At 48.4% G+C, this 20213-nt stretch carries 18 protein-coding genes; 12 read left to right on the top strand and 6 right to left on the bottom strand.

Features of this window, described 5'->3' with window-relative positions; genetic code table 11:
• Positions 1-69: 69 nt before the first annotated feature.
• Together GWC95_RS06245 and GWC95_RS06240 are read left to right on the top strand one after the other, a co-directional pair.
• Entirely contained in the window at positions 70-387 is a 318-nt protein-coding gene (locus tag GWC95_RS06245) for a peptidase associated/transthyretin-like domain-containing protein (protein ID WP_161817830.1), read from the top strand.
• A gap of 64 nt (positions 388-451) precedes the next feature.
• Positions 452-817, top strand: a complete 366-nt coding sequence (locus GWC95_RS06240) for a SpoIIAA family protein (protein WP_161817829.1) — start codon at positions 452-454, stop codon at positions 815-817.
• A gap of 7 nt (positions 818-824) precedes the next feature.
• Here the strand turns inward: GWC95_RS06240 and GWC95_RS06235 are convergent, their stop codons facing one another.
• Positions 825-1289 carry a response regulator gene (locus tag GWC95_RS06235; RefSeq protein ID WP_161817828.1) on the bottom strand — a complete coding sequence of 155 codons (465 nt, stop codon included), beginning with the start codon at positions 1287-1289 and terminating at the stop codon, positions 825-827.
• 112 nt (positions 1290-1401) lie between these two features.
• Here GWC95_RS06235 and GWC95_RS06230 point away from each other — a divergent pair, with 112 nt between their 5' ends.
• The 4 genes from GWC95_RS06230 to GWC95_RS06215 are packed head-to-tail and all read left to right on the top strand — an operon-like array spanning position 1402 to position 6141.
• A complete protein-coding gene (locus tag GWC95_RS06230) occupies positions 1402-2184 on the top strand; it encodes a hypothetical protein (protein ID WP_161817827.1) in 783 nt (260 codons plus the stop codon).
• Positions 2185-2186: 2 nt separating this feature from the next.
• A complete protein-coding gene (locus tag GWC95_RS06225; RefSeq protein ID WP_161817826.1) occupies positions 2187-2825 on the top strand; it encodes a methyltransferase family protein in 639 nt (212 codons plus the stop codon).
• Positions 2815-5016: a sensor histidine kinase gene (locus GWC95_RS06220; protein ID WP_161817825.1), complete on the top strand. Its 2202-nt coding sequence runs from the start codon at positions 2815-2817 to the stop codon at positions 5014-5016. Before GWC95_RS06225 ends, GWC95_RS06220 begins: the two co-directional genes overlap by 11 nt.
• A gap of 12 nt (positions 5017-5028) precedes the next feature.
• On the top strand, positions 5029-6141 hold the full coding sequence (locus GWC95_RS06215; RefSeq protein WP_237722089.1) for a hybrid sensor histidine kinase/response regulator: 1113 nt from the start codon (positions 5029-5031) through the stop codon (positions 6139-6141).
• A gap of 18 nt (positions 6142-6159) precedes the next feature.
• Here the strand turns inward: GWC95_RS06215 and GWC95_RS06210 are convergent, their stop codons facing one another.
• Positions 6160-6990, bottom strand: a complete 831-nt coding sequence (locus GWC95_RS06210) for a hypothetical protein (RefSeq protein WP_161817824.1) — start codon at positions 6988-6990, stop codon at positions 6160-6162.
• A gap of 242 nt (positions 6991-7232) precedes the next feature.
• On the opposite strand from GWC95_RS06210, the gene GWC95_RS06205 reads away from it, so the two are divergent.
• The 3 genes from GWC95_RS06205 to GWC95_RS06195 are packed head-to-tail and all read left to right on the top strand — an operon-like array spanning position 7233 to position 12923.
• On the top strand, positions 7233-8375 hold the full coding sequence (locus GWC95_RS06205) for a DUF3667 domain-containing protein (RefSeq protein WP_161817823.1): 1143 nt from the start codon (positions 7233-7235) through the stop codon (positions 8373-8375).
• A 9-nt stretch (positions 8376-8384) separates the two neighbouring features.
• Complete coding sequence (gene mazG / locus GWC95_RS06200; protein ID WP_161817822.1) at positions 8385-9164, top strand: nucleoside triphosphate pyrophosphohydrolase; 780 nt, start codon at positions 8385-8387, stop codon at positions 9162-9164.
• The gene (locus GWC95_RS06195) at positions 9165-12923 is read left to right on the top strand and encodes a sensor histidine kinase (protein WP_161817821.1); all 3759 of its coding nucleotides are present in this window, start codon (positions 9165-9167) and stop codon (positions 12921-12923) included.
• A 56-nt stretch (positions 12924-12979) separates the two neighbouring features.
• Here the strand turns inward: GWC95_RS06195 and GWC95_RS06190 are convergent, their stop codons facing one another.
• From GWC95_RS06190 to rplU, 4 genes are all read right to left on the bottom strand, one after another.
• Positions 12980-14662, bottom strand: a complete 1683-nt coding sequence (locus GWC95_RS06190) for a DNA polymerase/3'-5' exonuclease PolX (RefSeq protein WP_161817820.1) — start codon at positions 14660-14662, stop codon at positions 12980-12982.
• Between the two features lie 154 nt (positions 14663-14816).
• Positions 14817-14999 carry a hypothetical protein gene (locus GWC95_RS06185; protein WP_161817819.1) on the bottom strand — a complete coding sequence of 61 codons (183 nt, stop codon included), beginning with the start codon at positions 14997-14999 and terminating at the stop codon, positions 14817-14819.
• A gap of 70 nt (positions 15000-15069) precedes the next feature.
• Positions 15070-15336, bottom strand: coding sequence for a 50S ribosomal protein L27 (rpmA, locus tag GWC95_RS06180; RefSeq protein WP_161817818.1), 267 nt, complete (start codon positions 15334-15336; stop codon positions 15070-15072).
• Between the two features lie 71 nt (positions 15337-15407).
• Positions 15408-15713, bottom strand: coding sequence for a 50S ribosomal protein L21 (gene rplU / locus GWC95_RS06175; protein WP_161817817.1), 306 nt, complete (start codon positions 15711-15713; stop codon positions 15408-15410).
• 232 nt (positions 15714-15945) lie between these two features.
• Here rplU and GWC95_RS06170 point away from each other — a divergent pair, with 232 nt between their 5' ends.
• The 3 genes from GWC95_RS06170 (at position 15946) to rseP (ending at position 20147) form a co-directional block, all read left to right on the top strand.
• On the top strand, positions 15946-17439 hold the full coding sequence (locus GWC95_RS06170; protein ID WP_161817816.1) for a GH3 auxin-responsive promoter family protein: 1494 nt from the start codon (positions 15946-15948) through the stop codon (positions 17437-17439).
• 134 nt (positions 17440-17573) lie between these two features.
• Complete coding sequence (locus GWC95_RS06165; RefSeq protein ID WP_161817815.1) at positions 17574-18731, top strand: 1-deoxy-D-xylulose-5-phosphate reductoisomerase; 1158 nt, start codon at positions 17574-17576, stop codon at positions 18729-18731.
• Between the two features lie 45 nt (positions 18732-18776).
• Complete coding sequence (gene rseP / locus GWC95_RS06160; RefSeq protein ID WP_161817814.1) at positions 18777-20147, top strand: RIP metalloprotease RseP; 1371 nt, start codon at positions 18777-18779, stop codon at positions 20145-20147.
• Positions 20148-20213: the final 66 nt, after the last annotated feature.

Here is a 20213-nt window from a genome sequence, read left to right as displayed (position 1 = left end):
GTCTCTTTTCATGCGCCATTCGTGCGTCTGGCACAGAAATTTATCTTCTCTATTCATAAATCCAATCTTATGAAAAAGTTATTGATCATACTCGTTTCCATATTCATTGTCACCGCCGGGCTCCTTGCTTTCAGGGGAACTTATGCGGGATCGATCACGGGTATAGTGGTTCCTACCGATGCGGCATCCGGCGCATGGGCCGTTTCTGCAACAGATACGTTCCGCGCAAATGTGGTACAGGGATCTTTCCAGATCACCGGTGTAAAACCCGGCACCTACCGCGTGGTAATTGAAGCCGTGACCCCTTACAAACCGGCTTTCAAGGAAAACGTGCTGGTATCCGAGGGCCTTGCGGCCGATGCAGGAACTTTCCTGCTGAATAAATAAAAGTATAGAAACGTGGAGAGCCAACGGCTTGATACAATCAACTCAAACCCAAACATACAAGCCCATGATCAGGCAATTAACAGGCGTGCCGGCCAATATGGTGGCATTCAGCGCAGAAGGCGAGGTAACGGAAGACGATTTTAAATCGGTGGTTTTCCCCGCGGTTGAAAAATTGGTGACACGCACCGGCGAGCTCAATTACCTGATGGTGATCAACACACCGTTGACCTCCTTCAAAGCAGGGGCCTGGCTGCAGGATGCTGTGCTCGGGCTAAAACAACTCACCAACTGGAACCGCGTAGCCATACTTTCCGATTCGGAGGCCATCAATACGTTTACCAATATCTTCAGCGTACTTGTGCCCGGGGAATTCAAAGGGTACGAAAAAACCAAACTGGATGAGGCCGTGGAATGGGTGAGTGGTGGATAAAACCGCTTTAAGACAGCAGGTTTTGTCTCGCCAAAAACTCCAGCTTTTCATTTGCCTCGAGTAATTTCTGCGTGAGCTCTTTGTTCTTCATGCGCAGGTCGTATACTTCGAACGAGTTGCGGATCGAAGTTTTTACTTCTTCTTCTATCCATGGCTTGGTGAGGTACTTGTAAACCTGGCCGAGATTGATCGCATCGATCACCGCATTGATATCTGTATAACCCGTGATCAGGATCCTGATCGGGTCGGGGTGCGTTTCGAGGATGGATTGAAAGAATTCGATCCCGGTTGTCTTGGGCATACGTTGGTCACTAAGGATCACATGAATCTCTTCCTGCTCCAGCACTTTGGTTCCTTCTTCCGCCGATTCGGCCGAGTAAACGTTGAATACCCTTCTGAATGCTGCCTTAAAGGAGACAATGTTATTCGGTTCATCATCAATGTACAACACATTGATCTTTTGTTCTTCCATAGTTACGATGGGGTTTCGTACCGTAAAAGTAGCCAAAACATGCATTTATACAATAATTTAATAGAAAAGGGTATAATTTCGTTATTTTGCTCCTATCAAAAGTAAACAAGGGATGACGCATGTGGACCAGTTGGATAAAGACATCAGGATCAGGGCTTTCAGGGCTATTGATGAGCCGGAAACCTGCCTGAAATTTATCGAGGGCCACAGGCGGGTTTTATCGATATACGGGATCGAAAACATTACCACCAACACCACCGACTGGATGTACCAGCGTTCGATCTACGTGATTGTGGTGGAAACCCTTGACCGTCAGAAGATGTACGGGGGCGTACGCATCCAGGTGGCAGACGGGATAAACCCCCTGCCCATTGAAACCGCCACCGGCGATATGGATGCGGGTATTTACCGCATCGTGCGGGAACATGCGAGAAACGGCGCCGCCGAGTTATCCGGGTTGTGGAACTCGAAAGAGGTGGCAGGGCTTGGTATCGGGAGCCTTTTCCCGTCGAGGGTGGCCGTGGCCATTGCTACGCAGATCGGGATCAATACCTTTTTTACCCTCTGCTCGCCAACAACCGTCCGTTTCAAGGATTGGATGGGCGGCAGGATCATGACCGAAGTGGGTAAGGAGGGAACCTTCTACTATCCAAAAATCGACCTCCTGGCCACCGCACTCTATTCGGATGATATGTTCAACCTTTCAACCACGCACCCGCGCGAAAGGGAAAAGATCCTGTACCTGCGCAACAATCCCGAACACATCGCCCAGGAAAAATCGCCTTTCAAGGATTTTTACATCAACATACACTATGCGCTGAAACTGGAGAATGTTGATCCGAATGAGTATCACATTTCGTACGAAGCTTACCCGGAAACGGAAAAAAAGAAATAACTATGCGCAAGGTCGTTCTCGCAGTGATCAGTAATTCCCTGATGATCATCCTGCCCCTGCTGGGCAATCCCCAACTGATACTCAATCCCAAAATACTCATCATCATCGCCGGAACCGTTTGCATCTGGCTCACACAGCCTCCCGTTTCGGTGAAAGAAACCGATGATAAAAAAAGCAGCGACCGGTTCTCTGTTGTGCTGATCCTGTTGATGTCGTTTGTAAGCGTGGTTGTTCCGCTGGTTGACTGGGCCTATTTCAAAACGGAACACGATGGATACAGCATTTACACAGCTATTGCAGTGGCTATGATCGCAATAGGCATCACTTTCCGCGCGTGGGCGGTGCAAACGCTGGGTAAATATTTTACAGCTACCGTGCAGATCTCCGACGACCACAAGCTCATCAGGTCGGGCCCCTACCAGATCGTTCGCCACCCGAGTTACACAGGCGCGTTCCTGGCCATTGTTGCGGGTGGGGTAATACTGGAGAGTTTAGCGGGATTTATTATATCTTGTATCGCAATGATCGTTGCTTATTACGTTCGCATCGGGATCGAAGAAAAGGAACTCATCGCGCGTTTTGGCAAAGATTACCTCGCTTACAGGCAGGAGACCAAAATGATCATACCTTATGTATTCTGAAAGAAGGCACCGCTTCTTTTTTACAGCACATTTTGTAAAACAATGGTTACTGCTGTTGTCTTTCGTTGTACCCGCTTCTTTTTCCTTTGCGCAACAGGCCATCATTACCGATCGGTCGCCGGCTTACACCATTTCCGCGAATATGGATGAGCTCGTAGACAAAACGAATGCACTCACGGCGGAGCAGGTGGTTCAACGCAAGGATTTTGTAAACACGCAGGGCCGCATCCCCATCTATCCAAACGACATTAAAAACGTCTGGTTCCGTTTTTCGGTGAGCAACAACTCGGGAGCTGCGCGGCTTTTTTTGAACATTGCTTTTTCGAATCTCTCACACGTTACGCTTTACCGCGTGGATGGATCAAAACCCGTGCTGCTCGAAGAACAGGGCAATGCGATACCCGTTAGCAACCGCTTTGCCGGCTCACCCAATTTTGTGTTTGACCTGAAGAGCCCGCCCGGCACAACCGCGCAGTACCTGCTGCACGTGAACAGCACGCACCCCATCATTGTTCCGGCACGCGTGCTTACCACAGATGGTTTGTATGCGGATGTAAACCTGCAGAACATCATCACCAGCCTTTACCTCGGGGTGCTCGCCGTGATGTTCCTGTACAACCTGTTCCTTTTCTTCGCTACAAGAGACAACAGCTATATTTTTTACGTTGCGTATATTTTCCTGCTCGCTTTGGCGCAGACCACTTTCACGGGTTACGAGGCCAAATACCTCTGGCCCAACAATCCCGGGCTCAACAAATACGCGGTTGTGATAACCTCGATACTTTCTTCCGCTGCGGGATTGGTGTTCAGTATGAATTTCCTCCGCACAAAAGAACTCGCGCCACGTGTACACAAATGGCTGCAGTTGCTGGTTCTTGTTTACCTGGTTGGATTGGCGGGGTGCCTGTTCTCCAATGTTTCGGTCGGTTACCAGATCCTCAATTTCAACGGTATTCTCGGTGTGATCTCGGTATTGGCCACAAGCTTTTACATGGCACGGAGAAATTTCCGCCCGGCCTATTTTTACCTGGCGGCATGGATGTTCTTCCTCATCACTTTCGTGATCCTTATCCTGCGCAACCTTGCCGTGCTGCCTTATAACAATTTTACCACCTACATCATATACGTGGGCTCTTCACTGGAAGTTGCGTTGCTGTCGATCGCCCTTGCCGACAAGATCAATGTATTGCGCAGGGAGAAAGAGCAGTCGCAGGCCGAGAGCCTGCGCCGTCTCGAGATCAACCAGCAGCTCGTGAAGGAGCAGAACATCACGCTCGAGCGGAAAGTGGCGGAACGAACAGAAGAACTGCAGTCATCCAACAACAACCTGAGTGTTGCGCTGCAGGATCTGAAGGACACGCAGATACAACTCGTTGAGGCGGAAAAAATGGCCTCCCTCGGTCAGCTCACCGCGGGTATCGCGCACGAGATCAACAACCCGATCAACTTTGTAAAATCAAACATCAAACCCCTGGAGCTCGATATCAACGACCTCATCGAGATCATTGATGCGTACGACGGATTGCATACCGCCCCGGAAGCAGAGATCCAGGGAAAACTTGCACAGATCGATAAACTCAAAAAACAGATCGATGTTTCTTATGTACGCGATGAGATCCGGAGCCTTGTAAAAGGCATCCATGAAGGCGCGGAAAGAACAGCAGAAATTGTAAAAGGGCTCCGCACATTCAGCAGGCTCGATGAGAGCGAAGTAAAGATCGTTGATGTGCACGAAGGCATCGATTCAACCCTGGTGATCCTGAAAAACGCCATGCCGGCCAATATCACCATCAAAAAAGATTTCCAGGCGCATGCCGAGATCGAATGTTACCCTGGTAAACTGAACCAGGTATTCATGAACATCCTCAGCAACGGCATACAGGCCATCAAGGAAAAAACGGAACAGGGCGATGAATCGATTACCATTACTACACGTGACCTGGGCGACGACAAGATCCAGATCAGCATCAAAGATTCGGGAATGGGTATGACGGATGAGGTGCGCCAGAAAATATTTGATCCGTTCTTTACCACCAAGGAAGTAGGAGAGGGAACAGGACTCGGATTATCAATCGTTTACAAAATCATCCAGAAACACGAGGGCAAAATAGAAGTGGTATCGTCGAGAGGGAATGGAGCGGAATTCATCCTATCTTTATACAGAAAGCTGCCTCCATCGGCTTTTGACTAACCAACACCTGCAATGAGTCATCCAATGGAACCAAAGATCCGTATCCTCTACATCGACGATGAAGCCAATAACCTGTTGGCGTTCCAGGCGAGTTTCAGGAGGCTTTACGAAATATATACCGCGGAGACCGTGGCCGACGGACTCAATATTCTCAACGACAAAGACATACAGGTCATCATCGCCGATCAGCGCATGCCCAAGACCACGGGAGTTGAGTTTTTTAACATCGTAAGAAAAGCGCATCCCAATCCCGTGCGCATCCTGCTCACCGGATATACCGATCTTGATGCATTGATCGATGCGATCAACAAAGGGGAGATCTTCCGCTACATCAAAAAGCCATGGGATGAAATGGAACTGAAAACGGCCATACAGAATGCCTTTGAATTGTACCAGACCCGGAAGCAGTTGCGCGCAAAAGTAGACGAACTGCAGAAGGCAAACGATGAACTCAACCGTTTTGTATACAGCACCTCCCACGATCTCCGTTCGCCGCTCGCCAATATCCTGGGCATACTCAACCTCGCCAAGCTGCAGCAGCCAGGTAAGGAAAAAGATGTGAACGAATATTTCGCGATGATAGAAAGCTGCGTGAACAAGATGGATGTTTTCATCCACAAAACCATCGAATACTACAAGGGTATCCGGCTCGACGATGTAAACGAGGATGTTGATTTCAAAAAAATGTTCACCGACAGCATCGAGCTCTGCAACATGCAGAACCCGCAAATCGTTTTCGATGTGCATGTAGACCAGCCCGTGGCCTTCAGGTGCGATGGGTTCAGGCTTTCTCTCATACTCAATAACCTCATCTCGAACGCTGTAAAATACCAGCGGGTAGACGAGGCCAATCCAAGGGTAAAACTCAGTGCGGTTGTTTCAGAACGGCAGGCGGTGATACACATCGAAGACAATGGTGTAGGTATCATTGAGGAACATCTCAACAAGATCTTCCAGATCTTTTTCCGGAGCACCGATTTCAAGAACGGCCTTGGCATAGGCCTGTATATCGTTAAAGAAGCATTGACGAGAATAGGTGGTGAGATCTCGGTTAAATCCGAGTTCGGCAAGGGCACCTCGTTTGCATTGACGGTCCCCAACCAGGCAAAGGAACCTGAAAAATAGCGGGTCTCTTAAAAAAGCCTAGAACTCATAAACATACTCGATCCTTCCAACCAGGTTTTTTTGCCTGTCGTAACCCACTTCTTTTTGTTTCAACCCTTTTTCATTGTAGGTATAGTGCCAGATAAAATAATTGGCGGTGTTCATCGCTACCTGTGTCATCTGGCTTACGCGGCCCTTGTCGTCGTACTCGTATTGGTAATCGGGAAGCAGTTTTTTCAGGCGCGTGTTGAAGCGGACGATGTCGGTTAACTGTTTTGCATCGTTATAGTAATAATAATAATTCTCGATCGTGCGGTTCTTTCTTTTCCATTTCTCTTCGATGATGAGGCCCTGTTCGTCTTTTACGAGATCGATGAGGGTAGTGTCTGTCCTGTTTTTGATCTTCAGCATCGAAGCAGGCTGTCCATCCGCACCATACCGCCATTCGTGCGCTTCAACCAATGACGACTTCAACACGGTATCGGTAGTGGTGAAGACAATGCGCTGTACCTGTCCTTTTTCGTTGTAGAAATATTCGGTCTTATTGTCGATGTTGTTCAGGGTTGATTGTGTCCTTTTCAGTTTGCTGAGCTCATAAAAGCGGTTGGTTACCGAAGGTTTGCCGGGCGAGGTGGCGGTGGTGAGCACAATGCGTTTGCCATCCAGGCTGATCTCTTCTTCCAGTGCAAAACCGGGGGTAAGGGTATTGTCGGCCTCGTAGCTGTTGGCAATGATCTTTTTAACCTTCCCTGCGCGCAAGAGCCTGTACTGCTCGTTGCTGAGGTTGGTAGATACGATATCGTTAAAATAATACTGACTGAATGCGCCGGTAAACGCAAAACAACAAACAAGCGCCAGCAATGATCTCATGAAGGTCCTTTTTTGCCAAAGGTACAGGTACAGTTTACATGATCCCAAAACATTCGCCCGCAGCATACGGTTTTACCGTTTTTTTAAGTGAAACCACTGGTTTGTCAACAACCCTGCCCCGCACGGGTATAAAAGAGGCTTTTTCACGCGCCATCTTCACGAATTCGGAAATAAAATTTGAAAATCGCAGTCTATTCTTGCGGCAATGAGATAGTTCTGTATTTTTAGCCAAACGTTAACAAGTGTCGCATCTCACAGAAAGAAAAGAAAAGGATTGTCTCAACTGCGGGGCTGTTGTTCAGGGCCGTTATTGCCATGTCTGCGGGCAGGAAAACATTGAACCGAAAGAAAGTTTCTGGCATCTTACTACACATTTTGTATACGATATCACCCATTTCGACGGGAAGTTTTTCAGCACATTAAAATACCTGCTCTTCAGGCCCGGTTTTCTTTCGCACGAATACCTGAAGGGAAGGCGCGCCTCTTACCTGCACCCGATCCGGATGTATGTGTTTACATCGGCATTCTTTTTCCTGATCTTCTTCAGCATAGACAATAACCAGATGATGAAGATCAACGACAGCGAAAGAACCGCGGCGCAGCAGATGAAACGCCTGGAGAAAAAGAAAAAAACGCTGGAGGAGAGCATCGCAGAGACCGATAGCACGCAATTCGGAGATTCTACCATCATGGCGAGGGTCAAAAGGCCACTGGTAAAAAAACTTGCACTGGTTGATTCAGAGATTGTGAGGCTGCGGAAAGACACGCTTTACAAAACAAAGATCAAATCACTGAGCAACGACAAGGATTTCAACAATTTCCTCAGCGGACAGGAAGATACCGTGTTCAAAAGCGTGGCAGCCTACGATTCGGCGCAGGCCCGGCTGCCCAAGGATAAACGCGACGGTTATATAGGAACGCGGTTCATGCACCAGAAGCTGCATCTCAACGAAAAGTACAATGGCGATGGTAAGGCGATCTGGAAGGCGGTGCTCGAGAAATTCAACCACCTTGTTCCGCAAATGCTGTTCGTTTCCCTGCCATTGTTTGCTTTGATACTCCAGTTGATGTATGCAAGAAGGAAATCTTTTTATTACGTGAACCATGTTGTGTTTACGATCCATTTGTATTGCGGAACCTTTATCATCATCCTCGCGGGCATGCTGGTAGATTACCTGCTGAATAAAATGGGCTGGATGGTGGGATGGGATAACGTGGTATTCGGGTTACTGACCCTTTTCTTCATGTATAAATCCATGCGCAATTTTTATCACCAGCGAAGGGCGAAAACGATACTGAAATATTGTATCATACTGTTCCTGTCGCTGTTCATTATGACGTTCCTGTTTACGTTCTTTTTTATTTTCTCCGCAATGACCATTTAATTCGTTTTTATGCAGCAAACAGCAGATAGTTTTTTGAGATTGGTAAAGATCATGGATGAGTTGCGGGAGCAGTGCCCGTGGGACAGGAAACAGACCATTCATACCCTTCGCCCGCTAACACTGGAAGAGACCTACGAGCTCACCGACGCCATTACAGACGAAAACTGGCAAGGCATCAAAGAGGAGCTGGGAGACATTATGCTTCATCTCCTGTTCTATTCGCGTATTGGAAGGGAGCAGGAAAAGTTTACGTTGGATGAAGTGATCAACGGCGTTTGCGAAAAACTCGTTTACCGCCACCCGCATATTTACGGCGACGTGAAGGTGAACGATGAGGAAGATGTAAAACGCAACTGGGAAAAACTGAAAATGAAAGAAGGCAAAGGCAAGACCTCGGTGCTTGCCGGCGTTCCGCCGTCGTTGCCTGCTGTGGTTAAGGCTACGCGCATCCAGGAAAAAGCAAAACAGGTGGGTTTTGAATGGGAAAACAAGGAAGATGTGTGGAAGAAAGTGGAAGAAGAGATCGGCGAGCTGAAAGAAGCCATCGCGATGGAATCGCAGGAAAAGATCGATGAGGAATTCGGTGATGTGCTGTTCAGCCTGGTAAATTATGCACGGTTTTTGCAGGTAGATGCAGAAGGCGTACTTGAACGCACCAACAAAAAGTTCATCCACCGTTTTCAGCAGATGGAGGCCATCGCCGCCGCAACCGGCAAAAAATTACAGGATATGACGCTGGAAGAAATGGATGCCATCTGGAACGAAGTGAAAAAAGCAAACCATACATAGTTGATCAACTCATTACGACAGGCAGCCTACAAACACGGATATCTCATCATCACCGCCGCCTGGCTGTATACGATATCTTTTATATTCAGCAATTACTGGAGCTACCACTCCTCTCCCGAAAAAGTAAGCAGCAAGCTGCAGGAGCGCCTGCAGCACCAGGAAGCAAAATTCAATGATGCGCTAAAGGATACTGCAACGCTTTCTGCACTGCTCGCTCAATCGCCAAAAGCGGTTGACCCCTTGAAAGAGGACATCGGGCTCTTTATGTACGCAACCGGGAACGAAGAAGACGGCCCGAAACTCGCGTACTGGAACACCAACCACATGTATGTAAACAGCGAAGACCTTTACCGCGGCGAGGGAAATTATTTCATCGAGAACCAGAACGGGGAATTCGAGATGATCCGCAGGGAAATAAAGCTGGGTGGAAAGGATGTATCTGTTATCGCGATGCTGCCCATACGCTGGTCGTATTTTATGGAGAACAAATACCTGCATTCGGAATTTGCAGGGTACAGCGGTATCAACGACCAGTATGAGATCAGCGGCGCAGCAGATGCTTTTCCTGTTGTTAACGGGAAGGGAGAAACGCTGTTCAGGGTAAAACTGAAACCCGGCAAATCGTTCATCGCCTACGATTCCGTTACGGTGCTGCTGCGTGTGCTCGCCATTATTTTATTGCTCGTATTTCTCAATTCGCTTGCGCAGGAACTGGTGCACCGGTTCAGTTTTAAAACGGGATTTGTTTTTTTATTGTCGGCGGTGCTTTTCATCAGGCTTGTTTCGTACCTGTTCCCTTTCCCATTCGATTTTAACAAGCTGCCGTTGTTTGATCCTTCGGTGTACGCGTCAAACCTGTTGCATCCCTCGCTCGGCGACCTGCTGGTCAATTCGGTGCTGTTGTTCTGGCTCGTCAGTTTTTACAGAACGCATTCAGATGGTGTGGCATGGTTCAGGCCGAGGTTCAGGCCGAGGTTTTTTGAATACATCAACCTGTTCGTGCTTACGGTTATCGCGTTTTTACTGGCGGGGGTGATCATCAGCCTGGTGCGCGATTCAAAAATTCCCTTTGACGTAACGAATTTCTTCGGGCTCACCATTTACAGTGTGATCAGCTTCGTTGTGCTTTGTTTCCTGGTGCTTTCCTTTTTTCATTTCTCGCAGATACTGGTGCAGCCCGCCATAAAAAGCAAGCTGCCGGTTTACATGCAGTGCCTCGCAATTTCTTTGTACGGGCTCGCCTACATCGTTCTTTTTGCATCAACAACCGATACGCGTGTTTACCTGGCCGTATTGATCTGGCTGATGGCGTACCTGTTGCTGCTGAACCTGCGGCAGAGAGATATGTATGTGCCGCTGCTGCGTTCGTCTTTTTTTATTTTCTGGGTGATGATCTTTGCGATGTCGATCGCATCGATGGTGATCTACGAGAACGGCATTGTGGAATTTGAACAACGCAAACGCATTGCCGAGAAGCTTGCCCTGCAAACGGACCCCTCCGGCGAAAACCTGTTGAATATAGCCGCCACCAATTTCGACGACCAGTTTCTTGTGAACAATTTCCATCGTTTATCGGAAGGGGAGTCGGCAAATAAGTTCATCAAGGATAGCCTGATCAATGAGAATTTCTCGGGCTATCTTAATAAATACGATACCCGTATATATACCTTCGATAGCCTTCACCACCCTTTATTCAATGAAGATTCGGTAAGTTATGCGGCCATCAAAACCATCATAACCAACAAGGCAAAGCCTACTGCCATACAAGACATCTTTATTTATGAAAACACGGTGGACGGGTTCAGTTATGTGTACCAGAAACCGATCGTTCAGAAAGATTCGGTGCTGCTGGGATACCTTTTTGTGATCATCAAATCGAAACGGTACAAAAGCGAGGCGCTTTACCCCGAGTTGTTCAACCAGGTATCTGATGTGGCATCCGATCTCAATACCAACTACGCCTACGCTGTGTATACGCGCGGGCGGATGATCAACCACTTTAATACCTATAGTTTCCCTTCGCAGCTCGATAGAAAACAACTGAGCGGTTTTGAGTTCTCCTACCGGAAGGCGGGCGATTACAACGAGCTTTGGTACAACGGCATCAACAACAAACAGGTCATCGTTGTAAAACGCGATACCTGGTTCATTGAAGCGGTTACCCTGTTTGCCTATTTGTTCTGCTCGTTCCTGTTCATCATTTTTCTTTTTCATTTTGGCAATTACCTGCTGGTTGCAAGGTTTAAATGGAACGAGTTGCGGAAGATGCTTCGGCTCAACATACGGTCGCAGATCCAGTCGACCATCATTTTCCTGAGCGTATTCTCCTTTATCGTGATCGGTATAGCAACGATCTCGTTCTTCATCCTCCGTTTCAACCGGAACAACGAGGAACGTCTGTCTAAATCGATCCAGGTAATGGCAAACGAGGTAAACACCAAGAAGAATTCGCTCCAGGCGTTTGACGATGTTCCCGACAACAGCGGGGTGAGGGCGGAGCTGGAAAAAACAATTGCGGATATTTCCGACCTGCACAATGTCGACATCAATTATTACGACCTCGATGGGAACCTGGTCATTTCCACGCAACCTTATATCTACAACAAACAATTGCTGAGCTCAAAAATGGAGCCGCGTGCCTACCGTGCCCTGCAGACGGGGCACAGCATCCGCTTCCTGCAATCGGAGAGCATCGGCTCGTTTCAGTACCTCAGTATTTATGTGCCGTTAACAGACGACCAGGGCAATAACTATGCGTACCTCAACATCCCATACCTTAATTCGCAAAATGAACTCAACCAGGAGATCTCGGGTTTCCTGGCCACGTTGATCAACCTGAATGCATTTATTTTCCTGATCGCCGGGGCGATCGCATTTTTCCTGACAAGCAGGATCACCGAATCGTTCAGCCTCATTGGCCGCAAAATGCAGGAGATGAACCTTGGCCAGATCAACGAAGCCATTGAATGGAACCGGACGGATGAGATCGGGATGCTGGTTGACGAGTACAACAAGATGGTAAAGAAGCTGGAGCTCAGTGCGCAGGCGCTTGCACAAAGCGAGCGGGAAGGCGCGTGGCGCGAGATGGCGAGACAGGTTGCCCATGAGATCAAGAACCCGCTTACACCCATGAAACTGAGCATTCAATACCTGCAGAATGCGATACAGAAAGGCGCGCCGAATGTGAAAGAATTATCAGAGAACATGGCGGTAACTTTGATCGAGCAGATAGACCAGCTGGCAAAGATAGCCGGCGATTTTTCGCAGTTCGCCAATATCGGCAATGCACGCATGGAGGTGTTTGATATTACCGATGTGTTGTCGTCGATCGTTCGCCTCTACAGCACCAATCCACGCATACAGATCGACTGGAAAAAAGAAGAGGGGCACTACCAGGTTTATTCAGACCGCGTGCAGATGAACAGGCTCTTCACCAACCTGCTTCAAAATGCGATCGAGGCAAATACAGAGAAAGACCAAATGGTGAACGTTGCGATCACCCAAAAACACGAGGAAGAAAACATACTGATCTCGGTGAGGGACGATTCCGGCGGCATACCCGCAGGCATGCACGGAAATATTTTCACACCCAATTTCACCACCAAATCTTCCGGCACCGGCCTGGGGCTCGCCATCTGTAAAGGCATTGTAGAGCAGGCCAATGGCCATATCTGGTTTGAATCCGAAGAAGGGAAAGGAACCACCTTTTTTATACAGCTCCCGCCTGCGGATGTTGTTGCGGCAGAAGAAGCCGGTTAAGGCCCGGTAAACGTTTCTACGCGTTTTTAAATGGTTGTTAAACAGGTAACAACCATTTACGATCTAGGGCGTTTTGCTCTTTGTCCAACCAGGAATTGCTCAAAATCTTCCAGCGAAAAGCTGCTCAGGTTTCTTTCTTTTGTCAATCCTCCTTTCTGCGCGATCAGGATGCCGTACCGGCAGTCGTCATATCCATCGGTGGCATGCGCATCCGGGTCTATCGAGATGAGTACGTTCTTTTCAAGCGCGTATTCGATCCATCTCCAGTCGATATCAAGTCTTCTCGGGTGCGCGTTCACTTCTATGACCACATTGTTTGCCGCGCAGGCGTCAACGATCTTTTTGTGGTCTACCGGGTAGCCGTTCCTGCTCAGGAGCAACCTGCCGGTCATATGGCCGAGGATCGAAGTATAGGGATTTTCGATCGCCTTAAGCAAACGCATCATGGCCTTTTCTTCCGTCATTTTGAGATTGGAATGAACAGAGGCGATCACCAGGTCGAAACTGCCGAGCACTTCGTTGCTGTAGTCGAGGTTGCCATCGTTCAGGATATCGCTTTCGATGCTTTTGAATATTTTAAAAGGGGAAAGCCTTGTGTTGAGTTCATTGATCTGCTGGTGTTGTGCGAACACACGCTCCTCGCTGAGGCCATTTGCATAAAACGCGGTTTTGGAGTGGTCGCTGATCACGAGGTATTGCAGGCCCTGTTGCTGCGCATGCGTGGCCATTTGTTCGAGGGTATGAACACCGTCGCTCCAGTTGCTGTGACTGTGAATGATGGCGGTAATATCGCCGGGTTGAATCACCTGCGGCAACGGCGCGGCCAACGCTTTGTGGATGATCTCCGGGTTCTCGCGTTGAAAAGCGGGGATGAAATGACAGTTCACAGCGCTGAAGATCTCTTCTTCCGATCCGTAAGCAGCGCCGGCATCCCAATAGGTTGCCGCGCCCCAGGCCCTCAGGAACGCCTCGCTGCACGAGGTGGCGAAGAGCTGCGTTGCAAAGTTCTCTTCTTCGGTTGAATGGAAGCCCATGGTTACATTTTCCTTCCCCTTCACGGAAATATATTCGCCGGTTTCCGAAATCACTTCGTATCCATTGCCGGTAAAAAATGCTTTAAGGCCGGGCACGGGTACCGTAGTTACCCATTCGAGAGTGTTTACGATCTCGAGTTGTCTCCTGTATTCGCCCGTAAAAGAAAATTGTTCGCCGGGGAACGAGCTTTTTAATTTTTGATCCACCGCCGTGGCAAATGGTTCTATCTGCTGGTATAGATAACTGCCCAGCGTTCCGAAATAAAATTCAATGGATTCACGGATGTTGTTCTGGGTTTTTTCGCCAAAGCCCTTGTAGAGGGTCAGGCGGTTTTCATTGCATGCATACAACAGTTCGCCGAGCGATTCCACTTCAAGCTCTTTCCAGATCGTTGCGATCTTCTTGGGACCGATGCCTTTGATGTTCAGCATCTCGAGAATGCCGGGCGGCGTTTTTTCCAGGTATTCGCGCAGGATACCGAGTTCCCCGGTTTCGAGTTGTTCAACCACTTTCCTGCCTACAGAATCGCCGATGCCACGGATCGCGAATATTTTCTCCGGAGAAAGCTCGGAAAGCGGGGTAGGGAGCTTGTCGATCGTAAATGCGGCCGACGCATACGATTTTGCCTTAAAGCTGTTGTCGCCATGAATATCCATCAACTTACCTAACAAGGCAAAGTTCTCTGCTATTGCGTAGTTGTCCATGGTTTCGAAGTTAATACTTAGCGGCGAGCTGCGAGCCATGGCCGGCGTCCCTGATTTTTTTTGAATACCCAAAGAATGGCTCACAGCGTACAAAAAAAAACCTCCCGCAATTGCGGGAGGCCTTAAATCTATTTCTGCGTTAGCAGCAAGAAGACTATTTCTTCTTAGCGGCTTTCTTAGCAGCTTTTTTAGGAGCAGCTTTCTTAGCAGCTTTTTTAGGAGCGGCTTTCTTAGCGGCTTTTTTAGGAGCAGCTTTCTTTGCAGCTTTTTTAGGAGCAGCTTTTTTTGCAGCTTTTTTAGGAGCAGCTTTTTTAGCCGCCTTTTTTGCAGTTGCCATGTTTTTTAGATTTAATGGTTAGTTAATACATTAAAAGTAAAAACAAATTTGGAAATACAAAAAAATATTTTTACGCCACTACTTCCACCGGTGTTACAGAGATGGTGGTTTTGTCGTTCTTTCCTTTTTTGAATTCAACCAAACCATCTGCCAATGCGAACAAAGTAAAGTCTGTTCCCACTCCAACATTTTTTCCAGGATGGTACTGTGTACCTCTCTGGCGAACGATGATATTACCAGCGAAAGCAGGTTGTCCGCCATATATCTTTACACCTAAACGTTTGCTTTGTGAATCACGGCCGTTCTTTACGGAACCTTCACCTTTTTTGTGTGCCATAGTTTTTTGTTTTAAACTAAAATCTAAATAAGAGAACCAGATCTCTATTTATCTTTTAACCGACCGCTCAATTAAGCGATGCTTTCAATTTTAATTCTTGTGTAGTGGGTTCTGTGACCATGCTTCTTGCGGAAGCCTTTCCTTCTTTTCATTTTGAAAGCGATCACTTTGTCGCCCTGAACGAGATCAGAAATAATTTCTGCTTTCACGATCGCCTTTACAGCTTCGCCGGCAGCAATTTTTCCGGCATTGTCTGTAAACAACACCTCGTTGAACTCTACTTTGTCTCCGGTTTTACCTGACAGGTGAGGAACATACAGGCTTTGACCTTCCTGTACTCTGAATTGCTGACCTGCGATTTTTACAACTGCTAACATAGTTACCAAAATTAGGACGGCAAAGGTAAGGCGAAAGGCTGAAAAAATACAAACATTTTTCAAATAAATCTTGTCCACAAGTGTGGAGAGCGGGCCCCGCCAGCCCGAAGCCGGGTGTTTTGGCGCAAAAATGCAGTAAATAGCGTTAAATCGGGTTGCATACGGTTCAAACTCCCGCTTCCAACTCCAAACTTAATGCTATTTTTGCGCTCTTTTAACGATCGTTGACCCCATGAATTTAAAATCCTTGTTGGCGCGGCCTTTTGCCAATTATATATATAATAAGACAAAAAAAGGAATGCTCTCGGCGCTCGACGACCAGGAGGCCATTCTTAAATCGCTCGTCAAAACCGGAAAATCCACTGTTTTTGGGAAAGAACACAGGCTGGAAGGCGTGTCGGACCATGCTTCTTTCGCGGATGCGGTTCCGGTTCGGGATTATGAGCAGTTCAAGCCCTATATCGAACAGGTAAAGGCGGGGAACGCCAATGTGCTCTGGAAGGGCCGCCCCATCTATTTTGCCAAAACCAGCGGTACCACCAGCGGGGTAAAGTACATTCCCATTACCAAAGATTCTATCGATAACCACATCAATACCGCCCGCAATGCCCTGCTTTGTTACATGGCAGAGACGGGAAATGCTGCATTTGCCAGTGGTAAAATGATCTTCCTGAGCGGATCGCCCGAACTGGAACGCATCGGCAATATTCCTACGGGGCGTTTAAGCGGGATCGTGAACCACCACATCCCCAGCTACCTCCGATCCAACCAGTTGCCGAGCTATGAAACCAATTGCATAGAAGACTGGGAAACCAAACTGGATAAGATCGTTGCCGAGACCATCAACAAAGACATGACCCTGATCAGTGGCATACCACCGTGGATGCAGATGTATTTCGACCGGCTGATCGAAAAAAGCGGCAAACCGGTGGGCGAACTGTTTCCCAATTTCAGCGTAATGGTACAGGGGGGGGTGAATTTCGAACCATACAGGGCGCGCCTTACCGAAAGCATCGGCCGGAAAGTAGACTCGATCGAACTTTTCCCCGCGAGCGAAGGCTTTTTCGCTTTCCAGGATTCGCAGGAAGCGGAGGGGTTGCTGCTGAATACGAACAGCGGCATTTACTACGAGTTTATCCCCGCAGGGGAGATATTTTCTGAAAAGCCAACCAGGCTGAGTCTTAAAGATGTTAAAGTAGGCGAGAACTACGCGCTCATCATCAACAGCAACGCGGGCCTGTGGGGGTACAATATCGGCGATACGGTAAAGTTTGTCAGCACCGAACCCTACAGGCTGGTGGTGAGCGGCCGTACCAAACATTTTATATCGGCCTTTGGCGAACATGTGATCGGCGAGGAAGTGGAAGCGGCCCTGCTCAAAGCGGCGCGCGAAGAGCATATAAAGATCACCGAGTTTACGGTGGCGCCTTTTATACGGCAGGAAAAAGGAAAAAGCTACCACGAATGGTTCATCGAGTTTGAAAACGAACCGGCATCGCTGCAGCAGTTCCAGGCAAAACTGGACCAGAACCTCAGAGAGAAAAACGTGTATTACGACGATCTCATCAGCGGTAATATTTTAATGCCGCTGCAGGTAAAAACGGTGCGTAAGAACGGGTTTATCGACTATATGAAATCGGTGGGTAAACTGGGTGGACAAAACAAAGTGCCGAGGCTGAGTAACGACAGGAAGATCGCGGACGATCTTGCCGCATTTGTTTCTTAAGTAGCCGGGCACCATTAAAGTACTGAAAACGGGAGCAGGACCCGGCGAATACGGGTACATTTTAACAAGTATAAATTACCCGAACTTGTATCTTGTATTCCTGTTCCTTGTATCCTTGCATTAAAAACCAATTGATGAGTCAAAAACGCATTGCAATATTCGGTTCAACAGGGTCCATCGGCACACAGGCGCTGGATGTGATTGCTGCGAACCCGGATCTTTTTACCGCAGAAATCCTTACCGCGCAGACCAACGATACATTGCTCATCAGCCAGGCGCTCCGGTTCAACCCGAATATTGTGGTGATCGGTGATGAGCGCAGGTACCCCGCCGTTAAAGAAGCGCTCGCGGGCACATCCATCAAGGTATTTGCCGGCGAAGCCGCGATAGAAGAAGCGGCGGCAATGGATTGTTATGATATGATGCTGGCTGCCATTGTTGGCTACGCCGGCCTGCGACCCACGCTGCGTGCCATCGAGATCAGCAAGCCCATCGCCCTGGCGAACAAAGAAACACTGGTGGTGGCGGGCGATATCATCATGCGCAAGGCGATGGAGAAAAGGATCCCGATCATACCGGTAGACAGCGAACATTCTGCCATATTCCAATGCCTGGTGGGCGAGGGCAGGAACAAGATCGAAAAGATCGTTCTTACTGCAAGCGGTGGCCCGTTCCTGGGCAAGAAGCCGAATTTCCTCGTTAATGTGAAGAAGGATCATGCACTGCAGCATCCCAACTGGAGCATGGGGGCAAAGATCACGATCGACTCTGCCACGCTGATGAACAAAGGACTTGAGATGATCGAGGCAAAATGGTTGTTCAACCTCAGCTACGAGCAGGTACAGGTGATGGTACATCCCCAAAGCATCATACACAGCATGGTGCAGTTTGAAGACGGCAGCATCAAGGCGCAGATGGGATTGCCGGATATGAAACTGCCCATTCAATACGCAATGGCATTTCCCAACCGCATTGCCAATGATTTTCCACGGTATGATTTCAAAAAACCGGCAACGCTTACGTTCGAAGATCCGGACATCAAGACCTTCCGCAACCTGGCCCTGGCAATGGAGGCCCTGCGCCTGGGCGGAAACATGCCGTGCATACTGAATGCAGCCAACGAAATAGCGGTGTATGCTTTCCTGAAGAACAGGATCGGCTTCCTCGATATGACGGAAGTGGTGGAACAGACCATGGCAAAGATCGCTTTCATTGAAAACCCTACCTTAGAAGAGTATTTTGAAACCGATGGTGAGGCGCGTAACTTCGCGGCCTCGCTGATTCACATGTAAGGAAGCGGCACAACCAACATTAAATCAATTTCCCAAAGTATAAATATGACTTTATTAGCAATAGACTGGGCAGGTGTGGGTGTAAAAGCGGGCCAATTTATTTTATCGTTCTCGATATTGGTGGTACTGCACGAGCTCGGCCATTTTATTCCCGCGCGTTTGTTCAAATGCCGCGTTGAAAAATTTTACCTCTTCTTCAACCCATGGTTCAGCTTATGGAAAAAGAAAGTGGGCGAAACGGAATACGGGATCGGTTGGGTTCCGTTTGGCGGTTTTGTAAAGATCTCGGGGATGATAGACGAGAGCATGGACAAAGAACAGATGAAGCAACCGCCCCAGCCATACGAGTTCCGCGCAAAAAAAGCATGGCAGCGCCTGATCATTATGTTGGGTGGGGTGATCGTGAACGTTGTACTGGCCGTGATCATCTTCATCGGCATCAAATGGGTTTGGGGCGAAGAAAAACTGCCGATGAAAAACCTGTCTTACGGCGTATACACAGATTCGATCGCAAAAACCATCGGGTTCAAAGACGGCGACAAACTCGTGTCAATGGACGGAAAACCCATTGAAAATTTCGGAAGGCTCGAAGCAGACATCGTGTTCAAAGAGATCAAAACAGTAGGCGTGGAGCGCGATGGACAACCGGTGAACATCACCATTCCCGCAGGCTTCAGCAACAAGATCAAAGGAAGGAAACTGGTGACTTTGTTCTTCGCGCGGTCACTGGCGGTTGTGGATACGGTAACCAAAGAAGCGATCTTCTTCAGCGATACCAGGCTGCAGAAAGGCGACAGGGTTGTGGCCATCAACAACCACCCGATCACTTATCTTGATGAGTTTGCACCCGTGCGCGACAAATACATCGGCACGGTGGCAGATTTCAAAATACTGCGTGGCAGCGATACGCTGCATTCAAAAATGCTGCTGAACAAAAGGGCCTTGGTAGACAAGAACGCGGTAAGCATGGGCTTTGCGTCTCCTTACAAACTGCTGGGCACGGTAACCACAAAATATACGCTTGCAGAGGCCATTCCGCGTGGCTGGAACTCGTGCTGGGAAACACTCGACAATTATGTGTCGGGGCTCGGGCGCCTCTTCAAAGGAAAGGACAAGCCAAGTGAATCATTGGGTAGTGTGATCAGCATTGGCAACACGTTCCCCAGTGAATGGGATTGGGAAAGGTTCTGGACACTGACCGGCATTTTCTCCATCATCCTCGCGTTTATGAATGTATTGCCGATCCCTGCGCTGGATGGCGGTCACGCGCTGTTTACCCTTTACGAAATGGTAACCGGCCGCAAACCGAGCGACAAGTTCATGGAATATGCGCAGATGGTGGGCATGGTATTGTTGCTGGGATTGATGGCCTACGCGTTGGGGCTTGATTTCTGGCGGATATTCACGAAGGGATAGACAAGATCTACAGTCGGAAATAGTTAAGGGAATGCAAACGCATTCCCTTTTTTGTTGGCGAACAGA

This window comes from Sediminibacterium roseum (assembly GCF_009939005.1).
Taxonomy (GTDB): domain Bacteria; phylum Bacteroidota; class Bacteroidia; order Chitinophagales; family Chitinophagaceae; genus Sediminibacterium; species Sediminibacterium roseum.
The sequence above is the reverse complement of the archived record's forward strand: the minus strand, read 5'-3'. Positions and strand labels throughout refer to the sequence as shown.

What these genes read in the sequence shown, in the direction of transcription:
- GWC95_RS06245 (WP_161817830.1), top strand. Translation starts at nt 70, where the DNA reads ATGAAAAAGTTATTGATCATACTCGTTTCCATATTCATTGTCACCGCC.
- GWC95_RS06240 (WP_161817829.1), top strand. Translation starts at nt 452, where the DNA reads ATGATCAGGCAATTAACAGGCGTGCCGGCCAATATGGTGGCATTCAGC.
- GWC95_RS06235 (WP_161817828.1), bottom strand. Translation starts at nt 1,289, where the DNA reads ATGGAAGAACAAAAGATCAATGTGTTGTACATTGATGATGAACCGAAT.
- GWC95_RS06230 (WP_161817827.1), top strand. Translation starts at nt 1,402, where the DNA reads ATGACGCATGTGGACCAGTTGGATAAAGACATCAGGATCAGGGCTTTC.
- GWC95_RS06225 (WP_161817826.1), top strand. Translation starts at nt 2,187, where the DNA reads ATGCGCAAGGTCGTTCTCGCAGTGATCAGTAATTCCCTGATGATCATC.
- GWC95_RS06220 (WP_161817825.1), top strand. Translation starts at nt 2,815, where the DNA reads ATGTATTCTGAAAGAAGGCACCGCTTCTTTTTTACAGCACATTTTGTA.
- GWC95_RS06215 (WP_237722089.1), top strand. Translation starts at nt 5,029, where the DNA reads ATGAGTCATCCAATGGAACCAAAGATCCGTATCCTCTACATCGACGAT.
- GWC95_RS06210 (WP_161817824.1), bottom strand. Translation starts at nt 6,990, where the DNA reads ATGAGATCATTGCTGGCGCTTGTTTGTTGTTTTGCGTTTACCGGCGCA.
- mazG (WP_161817822.1), top strand. Translation starts at nt 8,385, where the DNA reads ATGCAGCAAACAGCAGATAGTTTTTTGAGATTGGTAAAGATCATGGAT.
- GWC95_RS06190 (WP_161817820.1), bottom strand. Translation starts at nt 14,662, where the DNA reads ATGGACAACTACGCAATAGCAGAGAACTTTGCCTTGTTAGGTAAGTTG.
- GWC95_RS06185 (WP_161817819.1), bottom strand. Translation starts at nt 14,999, where the DNA reads ATGGCAACTGCAAAAAAGGCGGCTAAAAAAGCTGCTCCTAAAAAAGCT.
- rpmA (WP_161817818.1), bottom strand. Translation starts at nt 15,336, where the DNA reads ATGGCACACAAAAAAGGTGAAGGTTCCGTAAAGAACGGCCGTGATTCA.
- rplU (WP_161817817.1), bottom strand. Translation starts at nt 15,713, where the DNA reads ATGTTAGCAGTTGTAAAAATCGCAGGTCAGCAATTCAGAGTACAGGAA.
- GWC95_RS06170 (WP_161817816.1), top strand. Translation starts at nt 15,946, where the DNA reads ATGAATTTAAAATCCTTGTTGGCGCGGCCTTTTGCCAATTATATATAT.
- GWC95_RS06165 (WP_161817815.1), top strand. Translation starts at nt 17,574, where the DNA reads ATGAGTCAAAAACGCATTGCAATATTCGGTTCAACAGGGTCCATCGGC.
- rseP (WP_161817814.1), top strand. Translation starts at nt 18,777, where the DNA reads ATGACTTTATTAGCAATAGACTGGGCAGGTGTGGGTGTAAAAGCGGGC.